Consider the following 25,335-nt stretch of genomic DNA (forward strand, 5'->3'; position numbering starts at 1 on the left):
TGACTGACGCCTCAATGGCACCTTCGAGGCTGGGCCGGTTCGTGGAGACCACTGTCGCCGGCGAGCGCGTGCGGTCGTTCGTCCCGCCGCCCCTGCCGCCAATCCCCTCCATCGACGTTCTGGGCCTGCTGGACCGGCTTAGCCGAGCCGACCGGGCGCTGGGCCGCCTTGATGGAATCACGGTGCTCCTGCCGAGCCAGGAACTGTTCCTCTACATGTACGTGCGGAAGGAGGCGGTGCTCTCCTCGCAGATCGAAGGGACGCAGTCGACGCTCTCCGACCTGCTCCGGTTCGAACTCGGGGCCCAGGAAGGACAGCCCATCGACGACGTCCGAGAGGTCTCCAACTACGTCGACGCGATGATGTACGGGCTCGAGCGGCTCAAGGAGTTGCCACTCTCGCTCCGGCTCATCCGCGAGATGCATGCGCGGCTGCTGCAAAGCGGTCGCGGAGGCACGATGGATCCGGGGGAGTTCCGTCGCTCGCAGAACTGGATCGGAGGAACGCGGCCTGGAAACGCGCTGTACGTTCCGCCTCCAGTGACGGAGCTCGACGGCTGCCTCGGTGCATTCGAGAACTTCATGCACGAGGAGCAGTCCCGGCTGCCGCCACTCCTCAAGGCGGGGCTCCTGCACGTGCAGTTCGAGAGCATCCACCCCTTCCTCGACGGCAATGGCCGTATCGGGCGCCTCCTCGTGACGCTCTATCTGTGCGTCCACGGCGTGCTCAAGAAGCCCCTGCTCTACCTGAGCCTCTACCTGAAGACGCACCGGGCCGATTACTACCGGCTGATCCAGGAGGTCCGCGAACGTGGCGCATGGGAGGCCTGGCTCGAATTCTTCCTGGAGGGCGTCGAGAAGACAGCGAACCAGGCGTTCGACGCGGCGACAAGAATCGCCGAGCGCTTCAAGCAGGACCGGGAGCTCATCAACAACAAGAGTGAGCGCACCAGCTCAGCGCTCCGTGTGCACGAGTTGCTGCAGACGCAGCCGTACCTGACGTCGAACCAACTCGTCGCTCGGACCGGGCTGACCGCTCCCACCGTCAACGCAGCGCTCGCGGACCTGGAGCGACTGGGCATCGTGGAGGAGGTCACCGGGCGCAAGCGAGGCCGCGTCTTCGCGTACCGCGGCTACCTCGAAATCCTGAACGAGGGGACAACTCCATTGCAGGGAAGCGGTGATTAGCGCGGCACGAACCAGCGCGGCAGCCAGTCCGCGCCCTTCGCCGTGGTGAGCCGCGTCTGGCCGGTGCCGTCCGGGCGCATGAGGTACAGGTCGGTGTCGCCGTCGCGCTCGGAGACGAACACCAGCGCCTTGCCGTCCGGGCTCCACGCCGGCATGTCGTCGCGGTGCTGTCCGTCCGTCAGCGCCACCGGCGCGCCTCCCGCCACGTCCGCCATCCAGATGCGGCTCTTGCCGTCCGGGTGCCGGGCCACGTACGCCACGCGCTTGCCGTCCGGGCTGAAGACCGCCTCGCGCTCGTCGCCCGCGAAGCCTTCTCCAGACAGGGCGCGCAGGTCCGCGCCGTCCGCGCGCACCAGGTACACGCGCTCCTTGCGCTCGCGGTTGCTCACGAACAGCAGCCACTTGCCGTCCGGGCTCCACTGCGGCGTCCGGTCCTCCATGTAGAACGTGGTGATGCGGCGAGGCTCGCCCGTGCCGTCCGCTCGGAAGACGTAGACCTCCGGGTCCCCGTCACCGCTGCACACGCACGCCACCTCCGTGCCGTCCGGGGACACCGCGGGCTCGAAGCAGCCCTCCTTCACGTGCGTCAGTTGCGTGTCCACCGCGTTCGCCTCGGGCAGCACGCGCACCACGTCGCTGAAGCCCTGCGCGTCCGACTCCGCGACCAGCCACGTGCCGTCCGGCGCCCAGCTCGCGTTGCGCGCGCGGGGCCGGGGCGGATGCAGCGCCACCTGGCGGCCTCCCTCGAGCGGCTGCAGACGCAGCTGCTGGAAGACGCGCCCGTTCGCCTCGCCCGACGCAATCACCAGCAGCGTGCGGCCGTCCGGTGACGGCGGGCCGGGGTACTCGTCCTCCGGCGCGGAGGTGACCTGCGTCTCTTCTCCGGCGGGCGTCACCCGCCAGACGTCCTTCTGTCCCGCCCTTTCGGAGAGGAAGACGATGGTGCCCGGCAGGGCCCGCCGCTCCGCCTCCGACAACGTGCCGGGCGCCGGGGCTCCACCAGCGCCGCCGCAGCGGCCCTGACAGCCCATGGCGCCCAGCAGGGCGAGCACGGCCCAACCCCACCGTGCCCGCGAGGGCCCGGAACGCTTCCGTCGTTCGAGGCCCTCGTGCATCACCTCACTGCACCCGGACGGCGTCGGCCATGACCACGTAGCCCGGGGTCGTCCAGCGGCTCAGCTGCACCTTGTTCCAGCCGGCCGTGAAGCTGTACGTGCCCAGCGTCACCCACTTGCCGCCGTTGGCCTGCTGGTTGACGGACACGCGGCCGACCTCGGCGCCCGCCGCGTTGTAGGAGATGAACGGCGCCGTGGTGGAGCGGTTCGTGCCCGCCACCCACCAGGCGGAGATGGTGCGCGTCTGCGCGGTGGGCAGGTAGAACTCGAACGTGGCCGGCGCGGAGATGGCCTCCGTGGTCGCGTAGTAGTAGCCGCTGCCGTAGTAGCCGGCGCTGTAGCCGTCCGACCACGCGCCCGTCAGCGAGAACCGCGCCTTGGACGCGTCGTTGTTGGCGCTGTTGCTGTCGATGATGATGTCGCCCGTCGGCGTCGTCGTGCCGCAGTAGCTGTTCACCTTGCTGAGGTACGTGGACCACGGCCAGTTGGGACCCGGGTCCGTGCGCGTCGCCGGCTGCAGCTTGCCGTGCGCCACGATGTGGTAGCTGTCCTTCACGATGGAGTTGTCGCGCGCGATGTCGCACGACAGCTTCGCGGACGCGTCAATCTGCCCCGCCGGGAAGGACGTCTGGCTGGCGTAGCCACCGTGCTCGATGCCGATGGTGAAGTTGTTGGACTGCACGCCGTTGAGCCACGCCTCCTTGCCACTGTTGAGCGACGAGTCGTAGTTCGCGCCGATGTGGTAGGCCCGGTGCGCCTCGCGCACCAGCTGGGAGATTTCGGAGCCGCTCTCGTTCACCACGTAGTGCGCGCTCACGCCCGCGGCGCTGTTGGTGAGCCAGCTCCAGCACGAGCCGTAGGAGCCCTCACAGGTGTGGATGATGATCATCAACGGGTTGTGCGACCGGCTCGTGCTGTAGTTGCCCGACGGCGCCGCGCGCCAGATGGACGACGCGTAGTCCGGGCCCGCCGCCATGGCACGCACCTGGGGACGCTCGAACTTCGCCTCCACCTTCACGGGCTCCAGCGACACGGCGACCGAGCCGTCCTGGTTGAGCGCCACCGCGCCCTCGTTCATCACCGCGTACACGGCGCGGTGCACGTGCTCCGCCTGCGCCTCCGGGTTGGTGATGCCGCTCAGCTGCGCCACCACCGGCGCCCACGCGGCCAGGTCCCCGCGCTCCACCTTCGCGTCCGTGGCCAGCTGGGACAGCCGCGCCGCGCCCGCGCGCAGGTTGGACAGCGCGTCCGTGCGCGCCTCCTCCGCCGTCACGCCCGCCAGCGCCGCGCCCTGCTCCAGGTCCTCACCGCGCAGCGCCATCAGGCCGAACGCCGGCTGCTGACCCGGGAACTCCGCCTCGCCCCGCACCATCTGCCAGCGCGTCTCCGCGTAGGAGACCGCCTTGAGCAGCTCCGCCGGGACGTTGAACTCCTGCGCGGCCTGCGCGAACAACGGGTCCATCTCACGCGGCAGCGTGCTGCCCGCCGTGTCCGTGGAGGGCTGCGACGGCGTCTCGGCCGGAGGGGCCTCGGAGGGCTGCTGCGCCTGGGGACCGCACGCGGAGAGCACCAGGGCGACGGCCGCCGCCGCGAAGGGATTGCGGAAGGTTGACATGAGGGGACTCCAAAGTCGGGGGGAGGAACTCCACGCCTTCACAGCACCGTGCGTGCCAGCCGCCTCCATCCGTCACATTCGTCCAGTTTTCTTCCTCGACCGGTGCATGCATGCTCCACCCGCACCCGGCGCTCGAAGTTCCTTGTGACTTCAAGCACCTGAAATCACGGAATTACCTACATCCCAGGACCCGCCATTTCACGCGGAGTCCGATATGGCACACGGATGCCGCACTGCCGCAATTCAGGACATCCGTGACGTAACGTTTTGTTACATCATTTCTTGTATTAATCACTATTTGCACCCTTGGCGGACCGAGCCAGAAAGCCGTCCGGGCGCGCGCCGCGCTGGAAGGGCCGACATGGGGCCAGGGCATCCGCTATGACGCCACCATCATGCGGCTCTTCGGTATTGGCGACACGCACCTGCCCTCCACCCGGCAGAAGGACATGCACCGCTTCGGCTGGACGGACCACCCGCTGCCCTTGCAGCGCGCGTGGGACGAGCAGGTGCGGCCGGAGGACGCGGTCATCGTCGCGGGCGACATCTCCTGGGCCACTCGCGCCCACGAGGTGATGGACGACCTGGCGTGGCTGGACGCGCGGCCGGGGCGCAAGGTGCTGGTGCGCGGCAACCACGACTACTGGTGGGGCGACTCCGCGTCCAAGCTGCGCAAGCTGCTGGAACCGTTCCGCACGCTGGAGGGCTTCCTCCACAACAACGCGGTGGTGCTGGGGCCTTGGGTCATCGCCGGCACGCGGCTGTGGACCGCGCCCGAAGCGCCGCCCATGCCGGGCGGGGAGATGGGCGACGAGCAGGGGGATTCCGGCTACGTGGAGCGCGAGACGCGCCGGCTCAATACGTCCATCGACGACGCGCTCAAGAAGGAGGCGGCCTCCCCCACGCCGCTCACCCGCATCATCGCGGTGCACTTCCCGCCCGTGTACGCGAACGAGCGGGCCACCGCCTTCAGCGCCCCCATCGAAGCGTTCGCCCCCAAGGTGTGCGTGTACGGGCACCTGCACTCGAGCGGCATCCCCGCGGGCTTCACCGGCGAACGGGCGGGCGTGCGCTACGTGCTCGCGTCCTGTGACGCGGCCGGCTTCGCGCCGATGCTGCTGGACGAGCGCTGACGCCCTCCCCGGGGCCCGAAGTCACGGGAGCCCCAAGGAACCTGCCGCGTCGGCCCGGACACCGGACATGGGAGGTCGGGACGGGTGCGACGCTCGGTGAAGCGCTTTGTCGACAGGTGAAAAGGGGCCGTTAAGCTGGCCCCGGGTTCGCTCGTGAACCAAGGAGTGGAAGTCATGCCGTCGGACAAGGCCGAACTCGCCGCCCGGATCGCCATCCTCCAGTCGGGGGACTCCATCCGTGGACTCATCTTCAAGTCCGTCTTCGGCCTGGTGCAGCAGCACTCGGGCGCCATCGGCATGGAGAAGCTGCGCGTGGGGGAGTTGAACCACGACTACGCGGAGCTGCGCTCATACCCGGCGCGGGAGTTCCTCACGCTGCTGTACAGCGCGGCGGACGTGCTGGAGAGCGCGCTCGGCGCCCAGGACGCGGTGTTCCACGCGTGCGGCGAGGTGAGCATCACCCGCTACTCCACCGGGCCGGGGATGCTGGTGTTCGGCATCATCTCCCGGGGCGACCCCCAGAAGCTCTTCGCGGGCGCGCAGATGGCGTACAGCGCGGCGGTGTCCTACGGCAACCGCGAGTACCTCACGACGGGCCCCAAGTCCGGCACCCTGCGCATGCGCCGGGACATGATGCCGCCCGCGTACCACGTGGGCATCCTCACCGGTTCGCTCAAGGTGTTGGGACTGACGGGTAAGGCCACCGCGAAGCCGCAGGGCATCGACCGCGTGGACTACGACATCGAGTGGGCCTGAAGCGGGACGCGGGGCCGCGCGTCGACAGCGCTTCGGGTGCGCTTCAAGCGGACTTCCGGGAGCTTCAGTCGACGCGGGTGTAGGTCACGTCCAGCTGCGCCACCACGCGCTCGCCCACGGACGCCCAGCAGGCGAAGGTGTGGTCCGCGCCGCGCACGCGGGTGCGGTGCGCGCCGAACACCACCGTCTGGCCCGCGTAGGCCAGGCTGTCCGCGGACAGCTTCACGTCCTTGGCCACGAAGCGGGCGCCGGGCGCGCGCTCCAGCGAACGGCCCAGCGTGGTCGCCATGCGCGTCATGCCGCCCGCGACGACCGCCACCGGCATCACCGGGTGCATGGCGAAGTGGCCCTTGCACAGCTCCGGGGTGACGACGAGCGACGAGCGCATGATGTCGCCCTCCATGCCGAAGTCCTGGAGATCCAACGGCTTGCTGTACGGGTTCTGCCGCAGCTTCGCCCACTCCTCCGGGGTGCGCTGCACGGTGTCCGAGGGACGCGGCTCGCGGCGCATCTCCTGGCGCGCCTCGCCGAACAGGCGGGTGAAGGCGGCGGCGGACAGCACGTTGTAGTCCACCTCCAGCTTGAACAGCGGCGTGCCGTCCGACGAGGACAGCAGCGTGCGCGCCGTGCAGGTGCGCTTGCCGGTGTACTCCGCCTGCGCCAGCGCCCAGAGCATGTCCGTGGCGCGCTCCTGCGGGGCCGGCTGCAGCCACTGACCGCGCGCCGCGCTCGCCAGGTAGAAGTGCTGCCCGTCCTTGGGCGCCACCAGCGCCGCGCCGCACGAGCCCAGGATGGCCAGGTGCCGGCCCGCCTCGCCCAGGCCCAGCGGCATCGCCTCCGCGTCCGACGCCATCTGCACCGGCACGCGCGCCACCACCTCACCCGGCAGCACCGTCACGTCCTTCAGCGCGAAGTACGGATCACGCACGCAGATGCGCGGGTACAGCTCCTGCGCGCTCAGCACCGTGTACGGCGCCGCCTCCGACAGCGGCATCCGGGGCTCGGCCATCCACGACATGACGGACTTCACCGGAGAGACGGCCGGGGACGACACGGGGGCGGGGGAGATGGCCTGGAGCATGGAAGGGCTGACCTCGTTTCAGACGCCGGGTGTCGGGGGACACCTGGCCGTAGGGTAACCAAGTTCTATTGCGCTGGGACAGTATTTTTCTCTGCCCCGCGAAAAGATTCTCGATTCATCGACGAAAGTGTTGCTGCCCTACCGTATTTTTCTATATGAACCGGAAAAAAACGGGCGGGGGCGGTGCAATCTGAAGCAGGCAAGCCCCTGCGTAAAGGGCCGAGTGGCAGCCAGTTCCTGACACCACTGGGTCTGAACGACCCCTCCCCTGAGAACCCTACTCATGTCTTTTCAGGGGTTTACGAGGCGGAATAAACCTCAAGCCCCGTAAAACACGTGCAACACCGCCCGAGTAGAAATTCTACTCCTGGGGTGAAGTCCGGGTGCGGCAACGCTTTTGGTTACAACTCCACCTGACTGCCCAGCTCCACCACGCGGTTGGGTGGAATCCGGAAGTAGGCGGTGGCGCTGCGGGCGTTGCGGCTCATCCAGGTGAAGAGGGCCTCGCGCCAGACGGCCATCCCGGGCTTCTTGGTGGGGATGAGCGTTTCGCGGCCCAGGAAGAAGCTGGTGCCCATGAGCTGGAACTGGAGGCCCTTCTCCCGGCAGCGCTTGAGGATGTCCGGGATGCTGGGGTTCTCCATGAAGCCGTAGCGGGCCACGACGCGCACGAAGCCCTGCTCCAGGGGCTCCACCTCCACGCGCTCCTGGGCCACCACGTGGGGAATCTCCTCGGAGATGATGGTGAGCAGCACCACCTGCTCATGCAGGATCTTGTTGTGCTTCAGGTTGTGCAGGAGCGCGGGCGGGGTGCCTTCCGGGTTGCCCGTCATGAAGATGGCGGTGCCGGGCACGCGCAGGGGCGGGTGGTCCCCGAAGCTGCCCAACAGGTCCTTGAGGCCCAGGCTGGCCGCGCGCAGCTTGCCGGCGAGGATGTCCCGGCCGCGCTTCCAGGTGGTCATCATCGTGAAGATGCAGACCGCGAGCAGCAGCGGGAACCAGCCGCCGTCGGCAATCTTCGCCGCGTTGGCGCCGAAGAAGGCCAGGTCCACCACCATGAAGAGGCTGGCGATGGGCAGGGCCACGGAGCGGCGGACGCCCCAGCGCTCCCGGGCCACCACGTAGGCCAGCACGGTGGTGATGCCCATGGTCGTCGTCACCGCGATGCCGTACGCGGCCGCCAGCCGGCTGGAGGAGCCGAAGCCCAGCACCAGCGCGATGACGCCCACCAGCAGCGCCCCGTTGACGCCGGGCAGATAGATTTGCCCCATCTCCTCCGCGGACGTGTGCACCACCTCCATGCGCGGGCAGTAGCCCAGCTGCATGGCCTGCCGGGTGGTGGAGAAGGAGCCGGAGATGAGGGCCTGCGACGCGATGACGGCCGCGGCGGTGGACAGGGCCACGAGCGGGTACAGGGCCCAGTCCGGGGCCAGGAGGAAGAAGGGGTTTCGGGCGGCCTCCGCGTGGCGCAGGAGCAGCGCGCCCTGGCCCAGGTAGTTGAGCACCAGCGACGGCAGCACCAGCAGGAACCAGGCCCGACGGATGGGCCCCGCGCCGAAGTGGCCCATGTCCGCGTAGAGCGCCTCGCCGCCCGTCACCACCAGGATGACGGCGCCCAGCACCAGGAAGCCGTGCCACCCGTTGTCCATGAAGAACTGCACGCCGTGCACGGGCGACAGCGACCAGAGCACCGCGGGGTTGTGCAGCAACTCCTTCACGCCCAGCACCGCCAGCACCAGGAACCACACGGTCATCAAGGGGCCGAACACCGTGCCGATGCCCGCCGTGCCCTTGCGCTGCACCATGAACAGCAGCAGCAGGATGACGAGCGAGATAGGAATCACGTACGGCTGGAAGACGGGGGTGGCCACGCTCAGGCCCTCCACCGCGCTCATCACGGAGATGGCCGGGGTGATGACGCCGTCACCGTAGATGAGCGCCGCGCCGAAGAGGCCCAGGGTGATGAGCACGGGCCGCGCGCGGTGTGACTGGCCCCGGGGCCGGTGCATGGCCAGCGCCATCAGCGCGAGGATGCCGCCCTCGCCCCGGTTGTCCGCGCGCATCACGAAGATGATGTACTTCACCGACACGACGATGATGAGCGACCACACGATGAGCGACAGCACGCCCAGGACGTTGGCCGGCGTCGGCGTGACGCCGTGCGCTCCGGTGAAGCATTCGCGCAGCGCGTAGAGCGGACTGGTTCCGATGTCTCCGTAGACGATGCCCAGCGCGCTCAGGGCGAGCATCGCGATGCGTTTGGGAGATTCCGGCCCCTCCGAAGGGGCGGCCGGTGATTCCGAGGGTGCGTTCACGGCCCCCGCTTTAGCCGAACGCGGGCCCGGAGCAACCGGCGCCTTGCCGCTCCTTTGGTTTCCAACCGCTCCAGGTGCTCCCATGTGCGCCTTGGGCGCCCTGCCCTCGGGGGTGCCGGGCCCCGGAACGAGACAGGTGCCCGTCACCAACGCTTCCGGGGGGTGGGTGTCGAGCATCCGCAGAAGTCAGGGATGGCGGGACCTGGGACGCAGAGCGCCGCGAGCGAGGGCGTGCTCCCATGGCGGGTGCAACGGGGGGACGTGGCATGACGATGGTCGCAACCAGGCTGGGGGAGGCGCGGCAGTACGGGGCGCGGCTTCCGGAGATTGAAGAGCGGCTGGCGCTGCTGGCGGAGGCCTCGCGGGTGCTGGCGGACGCGTCGCTGGAGCCCCCGGCGGTGATGGAGCGGCTGTGCGGGTTGGTGGTGCCCGTGCTGGGCTCCGCGTGCGCGCTGCGGCTGTTGTCGGAGGACGGGTTGTGGCTGCGCACGGTGGCATCGGCGGCGGCGGTGCCGGAGGCGCGCGTGCGGCTGCAGGCGCTGTTCACCCAGCGGGTGCGCGCGGACGAGGGCGTGGCGGCGGAGGTGCTGGACACGGGCGTGGCGCAGGGGGTGGAGGCGGTGCTGGTGCTGCCGCTGCGGGCCCGGGGACGCGCGCTGGGGACGCTGACGGTGTGGCGGGAGGCGCCGGAGCCGGCGTCGTTCGAGTCGGGAGAGCAGCTGCTGCTCCAGGAGCTGGCGGACCGGGCGGCGCTGGCGCTGGACGTGGCGCGAGCTTACGCGTCCGAGCGGCAGGCGCGACAGGCGGCGGAGGTGGCGGCGGGAAGGCTCGCGCGGCTGCAGCACGTCACCGCGGAGCTGTCGGAGGCGCTCACCGCGGCGCGCGTGGCGGAGGTGGTGCTGGAGCAGGGGCTGGCGGTGGCGGACGCGAAGGCCGGGGCGCTGTGGGGCGTGGCGCCGGACGCGATGAGCGCCTCGCTCCTGCGCTGCGCGGGCTGCACGCCGGACGCGGCGGAGCGGCTGAAGCGGATGTCCCTGGAGGAGGACTCGCCGGTGGCGCGGGTGCTGCGCGAGTCGCGGCCGGTGTGGCTGACGGCGGAGGACGCGCTGTCCGGGGCGGAGCGGCCGGCGAACTCGTCCGCGTGTCTGCCGCTGGTGGTGGACGGGCGGGCGCTGGGGGCCCTGGTGTTCACCTTCGGCCTGCCGCACGGGTTCGACGACGACGAGCGGGCCTTCCTCCAACTGGTGGCGCACCACGCGGCGCAGGCGTTGGCGCGGGCTCGGCTGTTGGAGCGGGAGCAGCGGGCTCGGGCGGCGCTGCGCGAGGCGCACGGGACGCTGGAGGCCATCATCCAGGCGAGCCCCACGGCCATCATGCTGTTGGATCCGGACGGCACGGTGCGGCTGTGGAATCCGGCCGCGGAGCGGATGCTGGGGTGGACGGCGGAGGAGGTGCTGGGGAAGGTGTTGCCTGCCGTTCCGCCTGAGCACTGGGAGGCGTTCCGCCACGGGCTGGAGCGCGCCACGCGAGGCACGGTGCTGGACGGCGCACCTCTGGCGGCGCGGCGGCGCGACGGTGGCGCGGTGCAGGTGGCCATGTGGACGGGGCGCGTGCACCCGGCGAGCGGCCCGCCGCAGTGCCTGAGCGTGATGGTGGACATCACCGAGCGCCAGCGCGGCGAGGCGGCGCAGCGCTTCCTCGCGGAGGCCGGCGGCGTGCTGGCGGGGAGCCTGGAGGAGGAGGAGACGCTGGAGCGCGTGGCGCACCTGGCGGTGCCGCAGTACGCGGAGGCCTGCGGCGTGTTCCTGGAGGACGAGTCCGGCGGCGTGCGCTGCGTGGCCACGGCCGGCGTCGGGGACGGTGACGTGCCGCCCCCGGGGCTCGCGGTGGTGGCGCGGGTCATCCAGTCCGGGAGGCCGGAGTCGCGCTCGGGGCTGTCGGAGGGGGACCCGTCGTACGCGCGGGCGGGCGGGACGTGCGCGTACCTGTGCGTGCCGCTGCGGGTGCGCGGGCACACGCTGGGGGCGCTGACGTTCGTCACGTCGAAGGGGGCGTACGACGCGCAGGACCTGGCGCTGGCGCAGGAATTGGCGCGGCGGGCGGCTCTGGCGCTGGACAACGCGAGCCTCTACCGGGACGCGCGTCAGGCCATCCGCCTGCGCGAGGAGTTCCTGTCCATCGCGAGCCATGAGTTGAAGACGCCCATCAGCGCGCTGCAGCTCCAGGTGCAGAGCCTGCTGGCGGGACTGAATCGGTCGGGGGCGGCCTTCGACCCGGAGCGGCTCAAGCGCGGCCTGGAGCGGGTGGACCGGCAGGTGAAGCGGCAGACGCTGCTGGTGAACGACCTGCTGGACGTGTCCCGGTTGAGCGCGGGGAAGCTGGAGCTGGTGCTGGAGCCCCTGGAGATGGGGGCGCTGGTGCGGGAGGTGGCCGAGCGCTTCGAGCAGGAGTACGCGCGCTCGGGCACGCCGCTGGAGCTGGTGCTCGCGCCGGAGGTACTGGGGCAGTGGGACCGGCTGCGGTTGGACCAGGTCTTCACCAACCTGTTCTCCAACGCGCTGAAGTACGGGCGGGGCAACCCGGTGCACGTGTCACTGGAGGTGGAGGCCAACCGGGCGCGGCTGCGCGTGAAGGACGGCGGCATCGGCATCGCGAAGGAGCACCTGCCGCGCCTGTTCCACCGCTTCGAGCGCGCGGTGTCCGAGCGCAACTACGGCGGCTTCGGGCTGGGGTTGTGGATCGCCCGCCAGATTGTCGAGGCGATGGGCGGCCACATCGAGGTGGAGAGCGTGCTGGGCGAGGGCTCCACGTTCATCGTGGAGCTGCCGCGTGGCTAGCGGTGGAAGGCGGGGAGCCCCTCCGCGATGAAGCCGCAGCCGCGCTGGGACTCGCGGCGGTGGAGGACGTGGCAGCGCTCGGGGGTGGGGCAGTCTGTGTCTTGAGTGCAGGGCTGGAAGCAGTAGCCGCTGGTCTCGTCGCAGGTGAGGCCCTTCGCACAAGGGGCCTTGTCGTCACAGCGGGTGCGGCACTCGAAGGCCCCGGTTTCGAGGGTGGGTTCGGCGAAGCCGCGCAGGCAGTCCTGGTTCGCGGCGCAGGGCGCGGCGTCCAGGCAGGCAGGGCCCACGAAGGGGCGGCAGGTGGGGACTTCGCCCGCGTAGTCCGTCTCGCAGCGTTCGCCTTGCGGACAGGCGCGGTCGCGGCAGCTGGGGACGCAGGCGCCGCGGACGCGGTAGGGATTGGGGGCGCACTCGGTGCCGGTGACGCAGGCGTTTGCGTCGTGGACGCTGCACGGCGGGCCGCAGAACTCATGGACGCAGAGGAGCCCTGGAGCGCAGCGGCTCTCCAGCTCCCGTGAGTACCCGGTGCAGCGTTCTCCCGCGCGCAGCGTTCCCTGTGGCACGCAGCGCCGGAGGACCTGGCCCGAGGCGGACGTGTCCATGGGGTGGCAGGTGTCGGACGAGGTGCAGTCCGACGCGTCGTCGCAGAAGCGGTGCAGGGGCTGGCATTCGCGGAAGCCGAAGTCCGGGTGATGCGCGCACACGGTGTCGGCGGGGCACGCGTCGTCCGCGTTGCAGCGGTCCTCGCAGGCGAGGGAGCCCCGGGTGTCCGCGTGGCAGTTGGACGGGATGTTGGTGAGCCGGATGCCATTGCTCAGCACGACGACGTCCGGAGGTTCGCTCCCTTCACTGTCCGCGGTGTCGCTGGATTCGAGGTGCAGGCGGACGGGGTCGTCCGACAGGTCCGCCTGAGCGGTGAGGTCCGGTCCGGGCCACGCGAGCCACACGCCCGTGCCCACGGCGGTCACGAGCGCGGTGACGGCGATGAGGAGGCTGAGCTTGCGCGGAGTCACAGGTCGAGCACCTGTTGCATCCACCGCTGACTCTCCTCGTCCCGGGTCACGAGTCCGTCGAAGCGACCCGCGCGCATCATCTCCACGAGGGCCGTGTCCTGCGCGACGCGTTCGGGTTCGAAGCGCGGGAAGTCCATGTCATCCCATGCGTCCGGCGAGGGCGTTGTCCCCATCGCGACGCTCTCGATGCTTCGGGCATAGGCATCGAAGAAACGGTCGAGATTCGATGCGACCGGCAGGACTTCCTTCTCGATGTGGTCATCAATGAAGACCACGGGTTGCAGCCCCTGCGAGTCCGCCAGCCCGGGCACGAGCGCGAACCGATACGCCAGGCTGGGGGCCTGACCAAACACGAGACACGAAGGGAAAGGAGCCGCTCCCTGCTCCCGGAGCGTCCTGTTGATGGCCTCCAATCCGTGCGCTCCTTCCGGGGCGTAGAGGACGAGCTCCGCCAGACGCGCGTCCCCTACCCGCCTGAAGACGGCTGCGAGCAGGGGGTCCAGGGGTTGCCCCGGGAACAGCTCCTGGCCCGTCGAGTCTTCCGTGGACGCACTCCCCAGCCGCAACGGCAGCCGCTGTTCGCGGCACCGTGCCATCAACCGCTCAAGGCCCTTGAGTGAGGACTCCATCCACGCTCCCTTCACCGCGCCAGCAGTCCCTTCACCGCACGGAGCGCATTCTGCTCCGCGGTCGCGAGCGCGGAAGCGGATTCCGCTGGAACGTGGACGCGATGGAACCACGAACCATATTGCTGATCGATCACCTGGGAGAGCGCTTCCACTTGTCTGTTGTCCAGTCGCTGGGCTTGCTGCCCCACGGACTCCCAGACCCTGTTGATGCTCCGGTGCACCGTGCGCTCGACAGCGACCAGGTTCGTGCCCTGGTTGATGTCCATGCGCGGAAACAGGCGCGCATACTCCAAGGGGATGCGGTGGTGGATTTCATACTCCTCCATCCTCAAGGGTCCCAACTCCCGAGCGAGCCGGGGGTTCACGGTGTCGAAGTACTCACGCCGCGCCCATTGCCGGAGCCGCTTCTTCGCCTGCCGGTCGAGTGGTTCATGCAGGGCCTTTTCCACCCGAGCCAGGATGTGCCGAAGCTCGGCCTGCTCCCCAGCCTTGAGTGCCATCAGGCCCTCTGCCTCCACCTTCATCCAGATGCGCTGGAGGGCTTCGCGCTCGGCAGGCGGCGTGCGGATCAACACCGTGCGGAACCACTGCGCGGCCTTCGCCCCGCCCCTCCCCAGCACCGAGACCACCGTGGGTGCGACTGCCTCCATCGCTCCGAGCGCGCCCTTCGCGATGAAGCCTCCCACGTACCAGTACGCGAGCTGCTCGAAGGACCATACGCCCGCGAGGCGCGCACTGTCTTTCACCTCCTCACGCCAGTGCCGGAGGATCTCCTCCTGCATCGCCCGGTACTCCCTGGCGATGTCCTGCATCTCCTCAGGAGGCGCGGCGGGTTCTAGCGTCGTCGCCGCCACCACCCGCCAGCGTGGCTCGGATTCACCGCGCACGTGCCGTCCCTCCAGCTCCACTTCGACCGTGCGGCTTCCCACCGCGCTCGAGAAGGGCAACAGCGCCTGCACCACCGGCATGCGCAAGTCAGCGCTCCCGGGCGCGCTCCGGCGGCCTGAGCCTTCCTGGACCTCGAACACGCCCAGCTCTACTTCCGGCTTCAATCGCAGTCCTTCGAACTGGAGTCTTGCCCTCTCATGCACCCGGCCCTCCCAGGGCACGCGAGACGCGGGCAGCAACTGCCGGGCCACGGTCAGCGCATCCGACACCAGGGGCTCAGATGCTCCCGGCAGGGACTCGGGCACCGTTCGCGCGTGGACCGCGACCGGGCCACGGACCGTCTCCAGGTCGAAGCGCCAGCGCTCCGACCCGCGCTCCAGCGTGAAGCGCAGGCGGCGCGGCTTCACGCCCACCAGCGTGGACAGGCTCCGCGTCAGCTCGCGGGAGAACCCGCTCCACTCCACGGCCGCACCGGCACCCTGGCCCGTCGCCGTGCGCCGGAAGGACACCAACGTCAGCGCGCCGTCGTGCACCTGGTAGTCGAAGGTCCACGCCTCGCCCGGAACTCCGCGCGCACCCGCGACCTCCCAGAGTTCACGCACCACCCGGGCCGCTTCCGCCTGCCGGGCGCGCTCATCTCCCACGGGCCCGGCACGCTCCAACGCCCCCTCTCGCGTGAATCCGAGGCCCGCGCGCTCGGCCGGGGTGTCGTCACCCGTCGCGGCTTCGAACGACTCCCGCTCGAAGGAGCCATCGCTCGCGCACGCGGCCAGCGCGAATACACACAAGAGTCCCAGCACCGGCGGCATCCGGTGCCAGGCCCCCTCTCCACGGGAAACGGAACGCGTCATCGCGTCCCGAGCCTATGGGGAAACTACAGCGCCAGGAGCAGCAGCGACGCCTGCTCCGCGGGCGAGGCCGCGAGGAAGGCGTCCGGCAGCGTGATGACCGTGGGCGGCATGAACGAACGGTCGCAGCTGCGCTTCCCTTCGTAGGTGCGGCCCTCCTCCTTCGCCTTCAGCCGGTATGTGCAATCGCGCACGTACACCGTCAACTCCTGCGGCGACAGCGTCAGGTTGACGGGGCGCCCGTAGAAGCCGCCCTTCGCCTTCACCGTGTCGCCGTCCTTCTTCACTTCCAGGTTCACCACCGAGGTCCCGATGTTGCCCTTCACCTTCTCGTCCTCCAGCCTCAGCGTCACCGGGGCGTCCGCCACGCGGCCTCGCAGCTCGCCTGGGAGACGGGACACCTGGAACTCGGGGCCCGTGACGTTGTCCGGCGTCATCCGCAGGTTGAACTGCGTCCGCGCCACGCTGAAGGCAATCTGGTCCTGCTCCGAGGACGCCCACGCTCCGCCCACACCCGCGAGTACCGCCAACACTCCCACACCCCGACGCAATGACTGTCTGTCTCGCTTCATGGATAGGACTCTCCTCGCTGACATGGACAATGTGTAACGTCCCCGGGGCGGCGACATATCGGCCGCGCCCGGGTCGCTCCGAAGTGGGGGCTACTTTCCGCCCGCTGCCCCGCTCCCCTGCCCTGCCGCCGGGCCCAGCAGGTGCTTTTCGAAGAACATCAGCGCCGTCGTCTGGGCCATGTCCCGGTTGGTCTTCTTCTGGAACCCGTGCCCCTCGTCCGTGGCCAGCAGGTACCAGACGTCCGCGCCCTTCTTGCGCACCGCCTGGGCGATCTGCTCCGCCTCCGACTGCGGCACGCGCGGGTCGTTGGCCCCTTGTTGCACGAAGAGCGCCGCGCGAATCTTGTCCACCGACCCCAGCGGCGAGATGCGCTCCTGCACCTTGCGCACCTCCGGGTCCCGCTCGTCGCCGTACTCCGCGCGCCGCAAGTCCCGCCGGTACGCCTGCGTGTTCTGCAGGAACGACGGCAGCGACGAGATGCCCACCACGTCCACCGCCGCCTTGATGCGCTCCGGGAAGAACGCCGCCGCCGCCAGCGTCATGTAGCCGCCGTACGAGCCGCCGTAGATGCCCACCCGCGCCGCGTCCAGCTCCGGCCGGGAGGCGACGAAGTCCAGCGTGGCCCCGATGTCCGCAAGGCTCGCCTCGCGCTTCACGCCGTCATCCATGGCGCGGTACGCCTTGCCGTACCCTTCCGAGCCGCGCACGTTGGGCAGCAGCACCGCCATCCCCAGCTCCGTCACCATCAACTGGGTCTGCGCGCTGAAGATGGGCTGGCTCTGTCCCTCCGGGCCGCCGTGGAACATCACCACCACCGGCACCTTCCCCTTCGCGTTCTTCGGCAGGTACAGGAACGCCGGCACCTTCACGCCGTCCGTGGACGGGTAGCGCACCAGCTCCGGCTCCACGAACGTCTCCGGATCCAACCCGCCCACCTCCGAGCGCGTCCAGCGCGTGGTCTTCTTCGTGCCCAGGTCCACCGTGAAGATGTCCAGCGGCACGCGCGCCGACGTCAGCGAGAACGCCACCCGGTCCGACCGCTTCGCCGGGAAGCGGACCTGTGAAATCACCCCGCGCGGCGTCTCCACTGGCGACAGCGCCTGCGTGCGCGTGTCCAGCAGGTACAGCCGGCCGAAGCCCTCCTCGTTGATGGCCACCGCCAGCTTGCGTCCGTCCGGGGACAGCTCCAGGTTCTGCACGTTCCAGCGCACCGACTTCGTCAGCGACGGCGGCGCGGCCTGGGGCGCACCCGTGAGCGGCAGCCGGTACACCTCCGCGAAGTCGCTGTAGCGGTCCGTGGCCACGTACACGCCCTGCCCGTCGTGCGTGAAGACGGCGGCGTCCACGCTGCCCTTGCCCTCCTTGGGCGTCAGCTGCGTGCGCGCGTTCGTCTTCACGTCCACCACGCTCAGGTCCGCGTCGTCCGCCGCGCGGAACTGGCGCACCAGCAGCTTCGAGCCGTCCTGGGAGAACTCCAGCGGCGCCCAGCTGCCCTCCACCTCCGTCACCCGCTTCGCCTGCTTGGGGTCCGCCGTGGGCGCCACGTACACGTCGGTGTCCTTGCCGTTGCGCCCCGTTCCCGCGTACGCGAGCCAGCGCCCGTCCTTCGACACCACCAGCTCTTCATGCCGGCTCTTGCCGTCCGTCAGCAGCTCCGAACGGCCCGTGCGCCGGTCCAGCTTGAGCACCTGGTAGAATTCTCCGCCGCCCGTGTCCTGCAGGTAGAAGACAACCTGCGGATTGCCCGGCAGGAAGCGCGCCCGGTTGATGGGCTCCTTCGTGAAGGTGAGCTGCGTGCGCGCGCCCAGCGGCATCTCCACCAGGTGCAGCTGATTGACGTCCGCGAAGCGCGTGGAGATGAGCACCTGCTGGCCATCCCCGCTCACGTCCAGCAACTGCGCGGAACGGGACTCCAGGTACTGCTGCACGCGCTGGGAGAGCGCGGGCGGCACCGGCGGCACGCCGCTCACCCACAGGTTGGGCAGGCCGGGCAGCGGGGCGATGCCAGGGACGGCGGACGGTGCCTTCGCGGCGGCCGGCGCGGGGGGCGCCTTCGACGGGGCCGGCGCGGGCGTCTGCGCCGCGAGCAGGGACACGATGAGTGGAAGGGACGCGAGGTTCATGGTGCCGCCGACCCTACCAGCGCCGTCACGTTCCCCGGCACCCACGCGCGCCGTTCCCTCATCTCCGCGCGATGATGCGTGTTGAACACTGGATGGCCCGGGCGGCCCCCCTGTTGGATGCCGCGCCGCGGCGGCCGAACGAGCGTGACCGCGGGGCAGGGTGATCGCTCCCGGCCTCACGTCGAAGCCCTCCACGCCTGTGATGCCCGGGGCTTGCGACGTGCGCCGGTGCACAACGTCGCGGGCGGACAGTGGCCCTTGCGTGGGGGTTCGCCCGCGTGGGGGTGATGCCCACCCTTACCCCTGTCGACATCGGTGCCGAGCCGCGTCCGCGGCCCGCCGAGGAAGGGGGACTTCGACATGGCCTGGATGCGGGAGAAGACACTGCTCGTCGTCGCGCTCACGTCGCTGGGGGTGTTCGCGCCCGCGTGCGGCGGCGGCTCGGCGGAGGACTCCGACGCGCCGCCCACCCAGGACGGGCCGGTGCTCGTTCCGCCCACCGAGGCGCAGCTGCGCATCGTGCAGGCAGCACCGGGCTCGCCCGCGATGGACGTCTACCTCGCGGGCGACCCCACGCCCGTGGCCCGGGCCGTGGCCTATGGCGCCACCACGCCCTACCTCACGCGCGACGCGGGCGCTGTCACCGTGGAGCTGCGGCCCGCGGGCTCGGCGGCAAGCACCGCGCCCGTCGTGTCCCAGCGCGTGGGCATGGAGGCAGGGACGCGCTGGACGGTGGTGACCGCGGGGGCCTTCGGCGCCTCGGACTCTGGCGTGGCGATGCGCACGCTGCTCCTGCGCGACAACACCGTGCCCGCTGACGGAGGCCAGACGCGCGTGCGCATCGTCAACGCTGGCACGGACGCGCCGACGGTGGACGTGGACCTGGGCAATGACGGCTCGGTGGAGGTGGCGTCGCTCGCGCGCTTCCGCGACTCCGGCGAGCAGGCCCAGGTGCTGCCCTCGGGCGCCGCGTTCCAGGTGGGCCTCCGCACGGGCGGCCAGGCACTGACGTCCTTCACCGTGCCCGCGCCCGGCTCCGGCACCGACACGCTCATCGTCGCCACCGGCCTCATGTCCGCCTCCGCGCGCGCGGGCGACGGCTTCTCGCTGCTCACCGCGGGCCGCGACGGCACGTTGGCCATCCTCCGACAGAACCCCACGGTGTACGTGCTGCACGCGTCACCGGACGCGCCCGCGCTGGACCTCTTCGCTGGCGAGCGTGAGCTGTCCGGTGACCTCTCCTACGGCACGCTGTCCTCGCCGCTCCAGGTGCCGCCGGGCGCGTACACGCTGGACTTCTTCGCCGCCGCGTCCGGGACGGAGCGTCCCTCGAACGCGCCGGTGGCGACGGCGACGACGCCCACGCTCGTCCCGGGTGAGCGCTACCTGATGGTCGCCGCGGGCTACCTCGAGCCGCCCCGGCCGGCGGCGTCTCCGTTCACGCTGCTGCCCCTCACGGACCGCTTCGCGAGCGACCCGTCCAACCTGCGCCTGCGCTGGGTGCACGCGGCCGCGGACACGCCCGCCGTGGACGTGGGGCCGCTGGGCTCGGAGCGCCGCGTGCTGCCGGACGCGCCCTTCCTCGACGTGCCCTTCGCCTCCGCCACCGCGCAGGACGGCCTGCCGTTGCCCTCCGGTGGCACCGTCACGCTGGGCGTGGTGCCGTCCGACGACGCCAACCGTGCGCCGCGCACGAGCTTCTCCGTGACGCCCCAGCCGGACACACGCGTCTTCGCCGTCGCCACCGACACGCCCGGCGCCGCGCCTGGAAGCTGGGACCTCCAGCTCCTGTGGGTGGACACCACCCGCACGCCATGGACCGTGAGCACGCAGGCCGACGCGCCCTGACGTCAGAAGGCCCAGCCCACGTTGAGCACGATGCGCTGGGTGAACAGCCACGCCGACTGGTGGACCCGCGTCAGCTCCGGAAGGCCGTTCTCACTGGAGCGCCACGAGTCGTAGGCAAGCGCCTCGCGGCGGGCCCCGAACCCCACGCCGCCCTGCACCGTGAAGCCGGGCTCCAGCACCACGCTGTAGCCCACGACCGCCGACCCACCCACGGACCAGATGTCCGTGGGGTTGTCGCTCGATGGCTGGCCCTCCTCGGGGCGAAACACCGTCTCGTTCGTGCTGCGCCCCAGGCTCGCCTCCAGGCGCGGTGACACCCACAGGCCCTGGGGCGCCCGTCCCGTCAGGTAGAAGCGCACCGAAGGCGCAAGGCCGAACTGGTAGGACGCGCTGTCGAAGCCCTCCACGCCGCCGGGCTGGGGCTCCTCGAACCGCGAGCGCACCTGATTGAAGATGGCGGACACGCCCAACCCCACGGAGAAGCGCTCCCCCATCACGCGCTCGCCCTCCAGTGACAGCTGATTCAGGTTGTTGAGGGGAACGGACACCGTCACCACGTTGCGCCGCTCCACCGGGAACGACCCCGTGGTGACGCCCTCCTGCGCGAACGCCGCCACCGACACGAACACCAGCGACACACCCAGCTTCCACTTCATCGCGACCATGTGATGAACCCCCGTCATGGAGCAGGACCCCCAAGGTCCGCCATGCAGGGGACGCCCATCGCAATCAATGTGCCAGCCTGCTCGCAGGGGGAGCGGCACGACGGTGACGTCTGACATCGTGACAACGTGTCCCCGGCGCGAGGGGACACGCGTGTCACCGTGTCATGTCATCGCGTCACGGCGGTGAAAGCTGCGCCTGGGCCTGCTCGCGGCGCAGCTGGAGCACGCGCACGTCGGGGTCCACCACCAGCCGCTCCGGCGCGAACTCCGAGCGCAGCGTCACCTGCACCGCCTCGCCAGCCCCGGGCTCCACGCGCGTCACGGCCTCCGCGGCACCCGGGGGCGCAGTGGACTCACCGGCCTTCGTCACCGTCACCTCCACCGGCATGCGGCCCGTGCCCACGTTCGTCACGGTCGCCGTGGTCACCCACTGGCCGCCGGACTTCGTCACGCGCGCGTCGCTGACGCGGTACTCGGGCACCACCACTTCGAAGAAGGCCTGACGGGTGAATCGGTCGAAGGCTTCGGGAGACGGCGCGAACGGGCGCATCACCGCGATGAAGTCCTGCAGCACCGGATGGTCGGCGTTGTTCATGTATTGCTTCAGGAAGGCCTGGAGCCCCGCGTGCATCGCGTCGCGGCCCATCAGGTCCTCCAGCATCCAGAACGTCCAGCCGCCCTTCTCGTAGAGGACCACCGTGTCGCCGTCGCGCGAGCCGTCCAGCTTCACCAGCGACTGCTCCGCGTCCACGCGCCGGTCCTTGCCGTAGCGCTCCTCCATGCGCTTCGCGGTCTGCCGCCGAGCCTCCTGCCCATCGAGCTGCTCGATGAGCTTCAGCGACGAGTAATGCGACATGCCCTCCGACAGCACGTTGCCGCCGGGCCCCTTGCCGGGGATGAGCAGGTTGCCCCACCACTGGTGCGCGGCCTCGTGCGCGGTGACGAGCAGCACCGCGTTCGACTCCGGCGTCGTCCGCGTGAGGAACCCGATGGACTCCGAGAACGTGATGTCCGTGGGGAATCCCTGCGCGTAGTTGTCCAGGCCGGCGAACTCGGACAGCTTCAGCTCCGCCCACGGGAACGGGTGGAACCATTCCGAGTAGTACCGGCGAGCGGCCTCCAGCCCACGCATCATCTCCGGCACGTTGTAGCCGTGCGAAGGGTCGTGGAACACCACCGTGCCCGCGCCGTCCACGCGGGTCCACTTTCCCGCGATGACGTTGAAGAAGCTCACCGGATGGTCGCTCCGCCACACGGTGGTGCGCCGGCCGTCCTTCACCGTGTCGCTCTCGCGCACGCCCACGGAGTTGAGCGTGTAGGCCTCCGGGCCACTCACGCGGATCCGGAAGGGGAACGGCATGTTGCTGCCCCACGAGGACTCCGTGGGCCCTTCGTAGAAGTCGTCCGGGTACACGCGTGGCTCGTAGCGGTTCTCCTTCGGGTCGATGCCGCGCTCCTCCTCGTAGCCGACCACCGGCGCGAACGTGGGCGTCTCGCTGGTGAGCACCGCGCCTGACGGGAGGATGAACTCCTTGAACGCGCCGCCCGCGCGGGACACGCCGGCGGGCACGTGGCCCGCGTACTGGAAGCCCACTGTCACCTTCGCGCCGGGGGGCAGCGGCGTGGGCGGGGTGAAGACATACAACCCGGCGCGGTCCTCCGGCGTCACGTCCTGGCCGTCCAGCGTCCAGCGCACGTCCGTCCAGCCGTCACCGCCGCTCAAGGCGAAGCGCGGCAGCGCCACTGCGTGCCGGTTCATCAGCGAGTACGTGCCCTTCATGCGGAAGGCGCTCGCCTCCGGCTCCAGGTCCACGTCCAGGTCCACGTCCGCCAGCATGGGCTGAGGCGCGTCCTTCCACGTCGCCAGGTTCTTCTGCCAGTACTCCTTGGCGCGCTTCTTCGCCGCCGCGCCCTGGTGGCCCTGACCCACGAGGATGCCCAGCCACACCAGCGCCACCACCGGCACCACCAGGAACGGTGCCAGTCGCCACAGCCCGAGCGCGAGGCCCGCGGGCTTCAGGCCCTCCAGTGTCGTCACCGAGTCGCGGACGCGCCGGCCGTCCAGGCGCACCGCCAGCGCGGTGAAGAAGACCGCTCCGCCCAGCGCGGCCACGCGGTTGAGCACCAGCGCGGCGCGGTCCACCTGGAAGGCGCCCAGGTCGGTCCACCGCACGGCGTCCCACAGGGGCCAGTTCGTCACCCAGGTGAGGTCGCCTCGCACGGCGACGTAGCCGGTGAGGCCCAGCGCGGACAGGGCCAGCGCATAGGTGCCGAAGCGGCCTCCCGTCATCGCGCGCGAGGCCAGGATGAAGCCCGTCCACAGGAGGAAGGTGGGGAACAGCAACAGGCCCCACACGAGGACATACGGCGTCAGCGACAGCGGCACCGTACCCTGGGACACCTGCACCAGCGAGCCCGCGAGCCCCATGGCCGTAAGCAGCGCCACCGCCACCAGACTGTTCGCCAACGCCTTGCCCAGCAGCACCGACAGCGTGCGCACGGGTGTCGTGTCGTGGATGGGCGCGAAGTGGGAGGCCTGCTCGCGCTCCAGCGACTCCACCACGTAGAACATCAACAACAGACACACGAGCACCGACGCCTGCCCCATGGTGCGCACCGCGAAGCGGCCGGGCACCAGCAGCAGGCTCGTGTCGAAGGGGCCCACCGCCGTGGCGCCCTGGGACACCATCTGCAACATCAGGAGCGGCAGGAACAGGTAGAGCCCCGGCTGCGACAGCAGGCCCCGTCCTTCCGCGCGCGTCACCGTCCACAGCCCCGTCCAGAAGCCCGGCGGCCTCACGCCCATCCGCAGCGCGGACAGCGGTGCTTCCGCGTGCGACAACGCCACCTGAGTTGGAGGCGCGTCAATGACCACGCCCTTGCGAGGGGTCTTCGTGCGCACCTCGCCCCGGAGCGCGCGGCGGAAGTGACGTTCGCTCCAGGCCACCGCGCCCAGGCCCAGGGCCATGAGCACGAAGCGACTGGTGACGAAGAGGGCGTCCAGGCCCACGGGCTGCGTGTTGTAGAAGTCCACGCCCCGGTCCACCTTGATCCACGTCTCCGTGAGCCACCGGAAGCCGCCGGGGTCCAGCGCCATCAGGAGCCGGTTCACGCGCGGGTCCAACCAGCCGGGGGACCAATCCCAGAGGAAGAACGCGCAGAGGAAGAACAGCCCCACCGGCAGGAAGTACACCGGCACCGCGCGGCGCGTGCGCTCGCCCGTGGCGAAGGCCGCGCCCGCCATGAAGACGATGAGCGGCAGGCCGAACCACACCGCGCCGCCCACATAGTTCCCCCATGCGAAGGGCCCGCGGAACTCCGCGTCCGCGCCCGCCGGCACGACGTGGTGGAAGAAGACGAGCAGCCCCATCATCCACCCGAGCGCCAGCACATACGCGCCCAGCACGCCCGCGAACTTGCCCCACACGTACTCCGAGGGCGTCAGCGGCGTGGTGTGCAGGATGGGCTGCACGCGGGCCTCGTCGTCGGAGAGGACGGACATGCCCGCGCCCACGGACACGAAGAAGGTGAACAGCATGAAGGTGAGCAGCAGCACCGTCTGCGCGACGGCGAAGGCGCTGGTAATCCATGCCTTCTTGCCCCCCACCTCCGTGCTGCCCGCGTCGATGGTGACGTTGCCGGAGGACACGCCCCACACCACCAGCACCAGCAGCACGAGCAGCACCCAGAACAAGGGGCGCCGTGTCTGGTGACGCCACTCGGTGCGCGCCACGCGCCAGAGCCGGGCCGCGTTCACGCGCCCACCGCCGGGGCGGAGACGGGCGCCGGGGCCTTGGGCTCGGGCGCGTCCTTCATCAGGAGGAGGTAGGCGTCTTCGAGCGTGGGCGGCGTGCGCTCGAAGCCGGGGGGCACGGGCGCACCCGGAGCGGCGTGGATGCGCACGCGGTTCTTGCCTTCAAAGAGCACGGCCTGGGTGACGCGGTGGGCCTGCTGGAAGGCGGCCATGTCGGCCGGGGGGACGGTGCCTTCGAAGAGGGAGTCGTGGAGGGCGGCCTTCGCCTCGGTGGGACTGGTGATGGCCATCACGCGGCCGTGGCGGATGACGGCGAAGCGAGGACAGAGCATGGCCACGTCCTCCACGATGTGCGTGGACAGGAGCACCGTGCGCTCATGGGCCACCTCCGCGAGCAGCCGGTAGAAGCGCTGGCGTTCCTCGGGGTCCAGGCCCGCGGTGGGCTCGTCCACGATGAGGAGCTTCGGGTCGCCGGCCAGGGCCTGCGCGATGCCCAGCCGCTGCCGCATGCCGCCGGAGTACTCCTTCACCTTGCGCTTCGCCGCGAAGGTGAGGTTCACGCGCTCCAGCAACTGGGCGCACAGGGCCTTCAACCCTTGCGGCGCGGTGACGCCCTTGAGCTCCAGCAGGTAGCGCAGCATGTCCTGCCCGGAGAGGTACGGGTAGAAGCCGAACTCCTGCGGCAGGTAGCCCAGGTGCGGGCGCAGCGCCTCCGGGTGGCGCACGAGGTCCAGGCCGTCGAGCGTCACCTCGCCGGAGGTCGGCTCCAGCAGGCCGGAGAGGATTTTCATCAGCGTGGATTTACCCGCGCCGTTGGGCCCGAGCAGGCCGAACATCCCCTTGGGAACGTCCAGGTCCACGCCACGAAGGGCCGTCACCGGGCCCGGATACACCTTCACCAGGTTGCGCAGGCTGAGCATGTGGCCCGTTCTACGCCGAAGCCGGGGTCTCCATT

Annotated in this window: 17 protein-coding genes; 5 read left to right on the forward strand and 12 right to left on the reverse strand. The window is 70.3% G+C overall.

Going from position 1 to position 25,335, the window contains the following annotated elements:
• Positions 1–14 precede the first annotated feature (14 nt).
• Positions 15–1,187 carry a Fic family protein gene (locus D7Y04_RS25785; protein WP_199749727.1) on the forward strand — a complete coding sequence of 391 codons (1,173 nt, stop codon included), beginning with the start codon at positions 15–17 and terminating at the stop codon, positions 1,185–1,187.
• Here the strand turns inward: D7Y04_RS25785 and D7Y04_RS25790 are convergent.
• Positions 1,184–2,230 (reverse strand): PD40 domain-containing protein, encoded by a 1,047-nt coding sequence (locus D7Y04_RS25790; protein WP_199749731.1) that lies wholly within the window; start codon positions 2,228–2,230, stop codon positions 1,184–1,186. The genes D7Y04_RS25785 and D7Y04_RS25790 overlap by 4 nt on opposite strands.
• Before the next feature lie 76 nt (positions 2,231–2,306).
• The gene (locus tag D7Y04_RS25795) at positions 2,307–3,917 is read right to left on the reverse strand and encodes an N-acetylmuramoyl-L-alanine amidase (protein WP_121760991.1); all 1,611 of its coding nucleotides are present in this window, start codon (positions 3,915–3,917) and stop codon (positions 2,307–2,309) included.
• 395 nt (positions 3,918–4,312) lie between these two features.
• Here D7Y04_RS25795 and D7Y04_RS25800 point away from each other — a divergent pair, with 395 nt between their 5' ends.
• Both D7Y04_RS25800 and D7Y04_RS25805 read left to right on the forward strand, forming a co-directional pair.
• The gene (locus tag D7Y04_RS25800; RefSeq protein WP_120595823.1) at positions 4,313–5,050 is read left to right on the forward strand and encodes a metallophosphoesterase; all 738 of its coding nucleotides are present in this window, start codon (positions 4,313–4,315) and stop codon (positions 5,048–5,050) included.
• 174 nt (positions 5,051–5,224) lie between these two features.
• Positions 5,225–5,806 (forward strand): DUF2378 family protein, encoded by a 582-nt coding sequence (locus D7Y04_RS25805; RefSeq protein ID WP_120575540.1) that lies wholly within the window; start codon positions 5,225–5,227, stop codon positions 5,804–5,806.
• Between the two features lie 64 nt (positions 5,807–5,870).
• Here D7Y04_RS25805 and D7Y04_RS25810 read toward each other — a convergent pair whose 3' ends face one another.
• A complete protein-coding gene (locus D7Y04_RS25810) occupies positions 5,871–6,887 on the reverse strand; it encodes a hypothetical protein (RefSeq protein WP_120595822.1) in 1,017 nt (338 codons plus the stop codon).
• 401 nt (positions 6,888–7,288) lie between these two features.
• Positions 7,289–9,286, reverse strand: coding sequence for a potassium transporter Kup (locus D7Y04_RS25815; RefSeq protein ID WP_370457230.1), 1,998 nt, complete (start codon positions 9,284–9,286; stop codon positions 7,289–7,291).
• Between the two features lie 182 nt (positions 9,287–9,468).
• Between D7Y04_RS25815 and D7Y04_RS25820 the strand changes: the two genes are divergently transcribed.
• A complete protein-coding gene (locus D7Y04_RS25820; RefSeq protein WP_121760992.1) occupies positions 9,469–12,039 on the forward strand; it encodes a GAF domain-containing protein in 2,571 nt (856 codons plus the stop codon).
• On the opposite strand, the gene D7Y04_RS25825 is transcribed toward D7Y04_RS25820, so the two are convergent.
• From D7Y04_RS25825 to D7Y04_RS25845, 5 genes are all read right to left on the reverse strand, one after another.
• Positions 12,036–13,052, reverse strand: coding sequence for a hypothetical protein (locus D7Y04_RS25825; RefSeq protein WP_121760993.1), 1,017 nt, complete (start codon positions 13,050–13,052; stop codon positions 12,036–12,038). The two genes, D7Y04_RS25820 and D7Y04_RS25825, sit on opposite strands and share 4 nt — an antisense overlap.
• A complete protein-coding gene (locus D7Y04_RS25830; protein ID WP_121760994.1) occupies positions 13,049–13,681 on the reverse strand; it encodes a hypothetical protein in 633 nt (210 codons plus the stop codon). Before D7Y04_RS25830 ends, D7Y04_RS25825 begins: the two co-directional genes overlap by 4 nt.
• Before the next feature lie 11 nt (positions 13,682–13,692).
• Entirely contained in the window at positions 13,693–15,420 is a 1,728-nt protein-coding gene (locus D7Y04_RS25835) for a hypothetical protein (RefSeq protein ID WP_147477195.1), read from the reverse strand.
• Between the two features lie 23 nt (positions 15,421–15,443).
• The gene (locus D7Y04_RS25840; protein ID WP_121760996.1) at positions 15,444–15,989 is read right to left on the reverse strand and encodes a hypothetical protein; all 546 of its coding nucleotides are present in this window, start codon (positions 15,987–15,989) and stop codon (positions 15,444–15,446) included.
• Between the two features lie 90 nt (positions 15,990–16,079).
• Entirely contained in the window at positions 16,080–18,113 is a 2,034-nt protein-coding gene (locus D7Y04_RS25845) for an alpha/beta fold hydrolase (protein ID WP_121760997.1), read from the reverse strand.
• Positions 18,114–18,473: 360 nt separating this feature from the next.
• Here D7Y04_RS25845 and D7Y04_RS25850 point away from each other — a divergent pair, with 360 nt between their 5' ends.
• Positions 18,474–19,961: a DUF4397 domain-containing protein gene (locus D7Y04_RS25850; RefSeq protein ID WP_121760998.1), complete on the forward strand. Its 1,488-nt coding sequence runs from the start codon at positions 18,474–18,476 to the stop codon at positions 19,959–19,961.
• Positions 19,962–19,963: 2 nt separating this feature from the next.
• Here the strand turns inward: D7Y04_RS25850 and D7Y04_RS25855 are convergent, their stop codons facing one another.
• The 3 genes from D7Y04_RS25855 to D7Y04_RS25865 form a co-directional block, all read right to left on the reverse strand.
• The gene (locus D7Y04_RS25855) at positions 19,964–20,644 is read right to left on the reverse strand and encodes a hypothetical protein (protein WP_158627589.1); all 681 of its coding nucleotides are present in this window, start codon (positions 20,642–20,644) and stop codon (positions 19,964–19,966) included.
• 157 nt (positions 20,645–20,801) lie between these two features.
• Complete coding sequence (locus tag D7Y04_RS25860; RefSeq protein ID WP_121761000.1) at positions 20,802–24,383, reverse strand: M1 family aminopeptidase; 3,582 nt, start codon at positions 24,381–24,383, stop codon at positions 20,802–20,804.
• Positions 24,380–25,300, reverse strand: coding sequence for an ABC transporter ATP-binding protein (locus D7Y04_RS25865; RefSeq protein WP_121761001.1), 921 nt, complete (start codon positions 25,298–25,300; stop codon positions 24,380–24,382). The genes D7Y04_RS25860 and D7Y04_RS25865 overlap by 4 nt, the downstream gene beginning before the upstream one ends.
• Between the last annotated feature and the right edge of the window lie 35 nt (positions 25,301–25,335).

The sequence above is a fragment of the Corallococcus sp. AB038B genome, assembly GCF_003668955.1.
GTDB lineage: Bacteria > Myxococcota > Myxococcia > Myxococcales > Myxococcaceae > Corallococcus > Corallococcus exiguus.

Excerpts from the sequence above, each read along its gene's own strand:
- D7Y04_RS25785 (WP_199749727.1), top strand. The coding sequence starts at position 15 with ATGGCACCTTCGAGGCTGGGCCGGTTCGTGGAGACCACTGTCGCCGGC.
- D7Y04_RS25795 (WP_121760991.1), bottom strand. The coding sequence starts at position 3,917 with ATGTCAACCTTCCGCAATCCCTTCGCGGCGGCGGCCGTCGCCCTGGTG.
- D7Y04_RS25800 (WP_120595823.1), top strand. The coding sequence starts at position 4,313 with ATGCGGCTCTTCGGTATTGGCGACACGCACCTGCCCTCCACCCGGCAG.
- D7Y04_RS25805 (WP_120575540.1), top strand. The coding sequence starts at position 5,225 with ATGCCGTCGGACAAGGCCGAACTCGCCGCCCGGATCGCCATCCTCCAG.
- D7Y04_RS25810 (WP_120595822.1), bottom strand. The coding sequence starts at position 6,887 with ATGCTCCAGGCCATCTCCCCCGCCCCCGTGTCGTCCCCGGCCGTCTCT.
- D7Y04_RS25815 (WP_370457230.1), bottom strand. The coding sequence starts at position 9,286 with ATGGGAGCACCTGGAGCGGTTGGAAACCAAAGGAGCGGCAAGGCGCCG.
- D7Y04_RS25820 (WP_121760992.1), top strand. The coding sequence starts at position 9,469 with ATGACGATGGTCGCAACCAGGCTGGGGGAGGCGCGGCAGTACGGGGCG.
- D7Y04_RS25830 (WP_121760994.1), bottom strand. The coding sequence starts at position 13,681 with ATGGAGTCCTCACTCAAGGGCCTTGAGCGGTTGATGGCACGGTGCCGC.
- D7Y04_RS25835 (WP_147477195.1), bottom strand. The coding sequence starts at position 15,420 with ATGACGCGTTCCGTTTCCCGTGGAGAGGGGGCCTGGCACCGGATGCCG.
- D7Y04_RS25840 (WP_121760996.1), bottom strand. The coding sequence starts at position 15,989 with ATGAAGCGAGACAGACAGTCATTGCGTCGGGGTGTGGGAGTGTTGGCG.
- D7Y04_RS25845 (WP_121760997.1), bottom strand. The coding sequence starts at position 18,113 with ATGAACCTCGCGTCCCTTCCACTCATCGTGTCCCTGCTCGCGGCGCAG.
- D7Y04_RS25850 (WP_121760998.1), top strand. The coding sequence starts at position 18,474 with ATGGCCTGGATGCGGGAGAAGACACTGCTCGTCGTCGCGCTCACGTCG.
- D7Y04_RS25855 (WP_158627589.1), bottom strand. The coding sequence starts at position 20,644 with ATGACGGGGGTTCATCACATGGTCGCGATGAAGTGGAAGCTGGGTGTG.
- D7Y04_RS25865 (WP_121761001.1), bottom strand. The coding sequence starts at position 25,300 with ATGCTCAGCCTGCGCAACCTGGTGAAGGTGTATCCGGGCCCGGTGACG.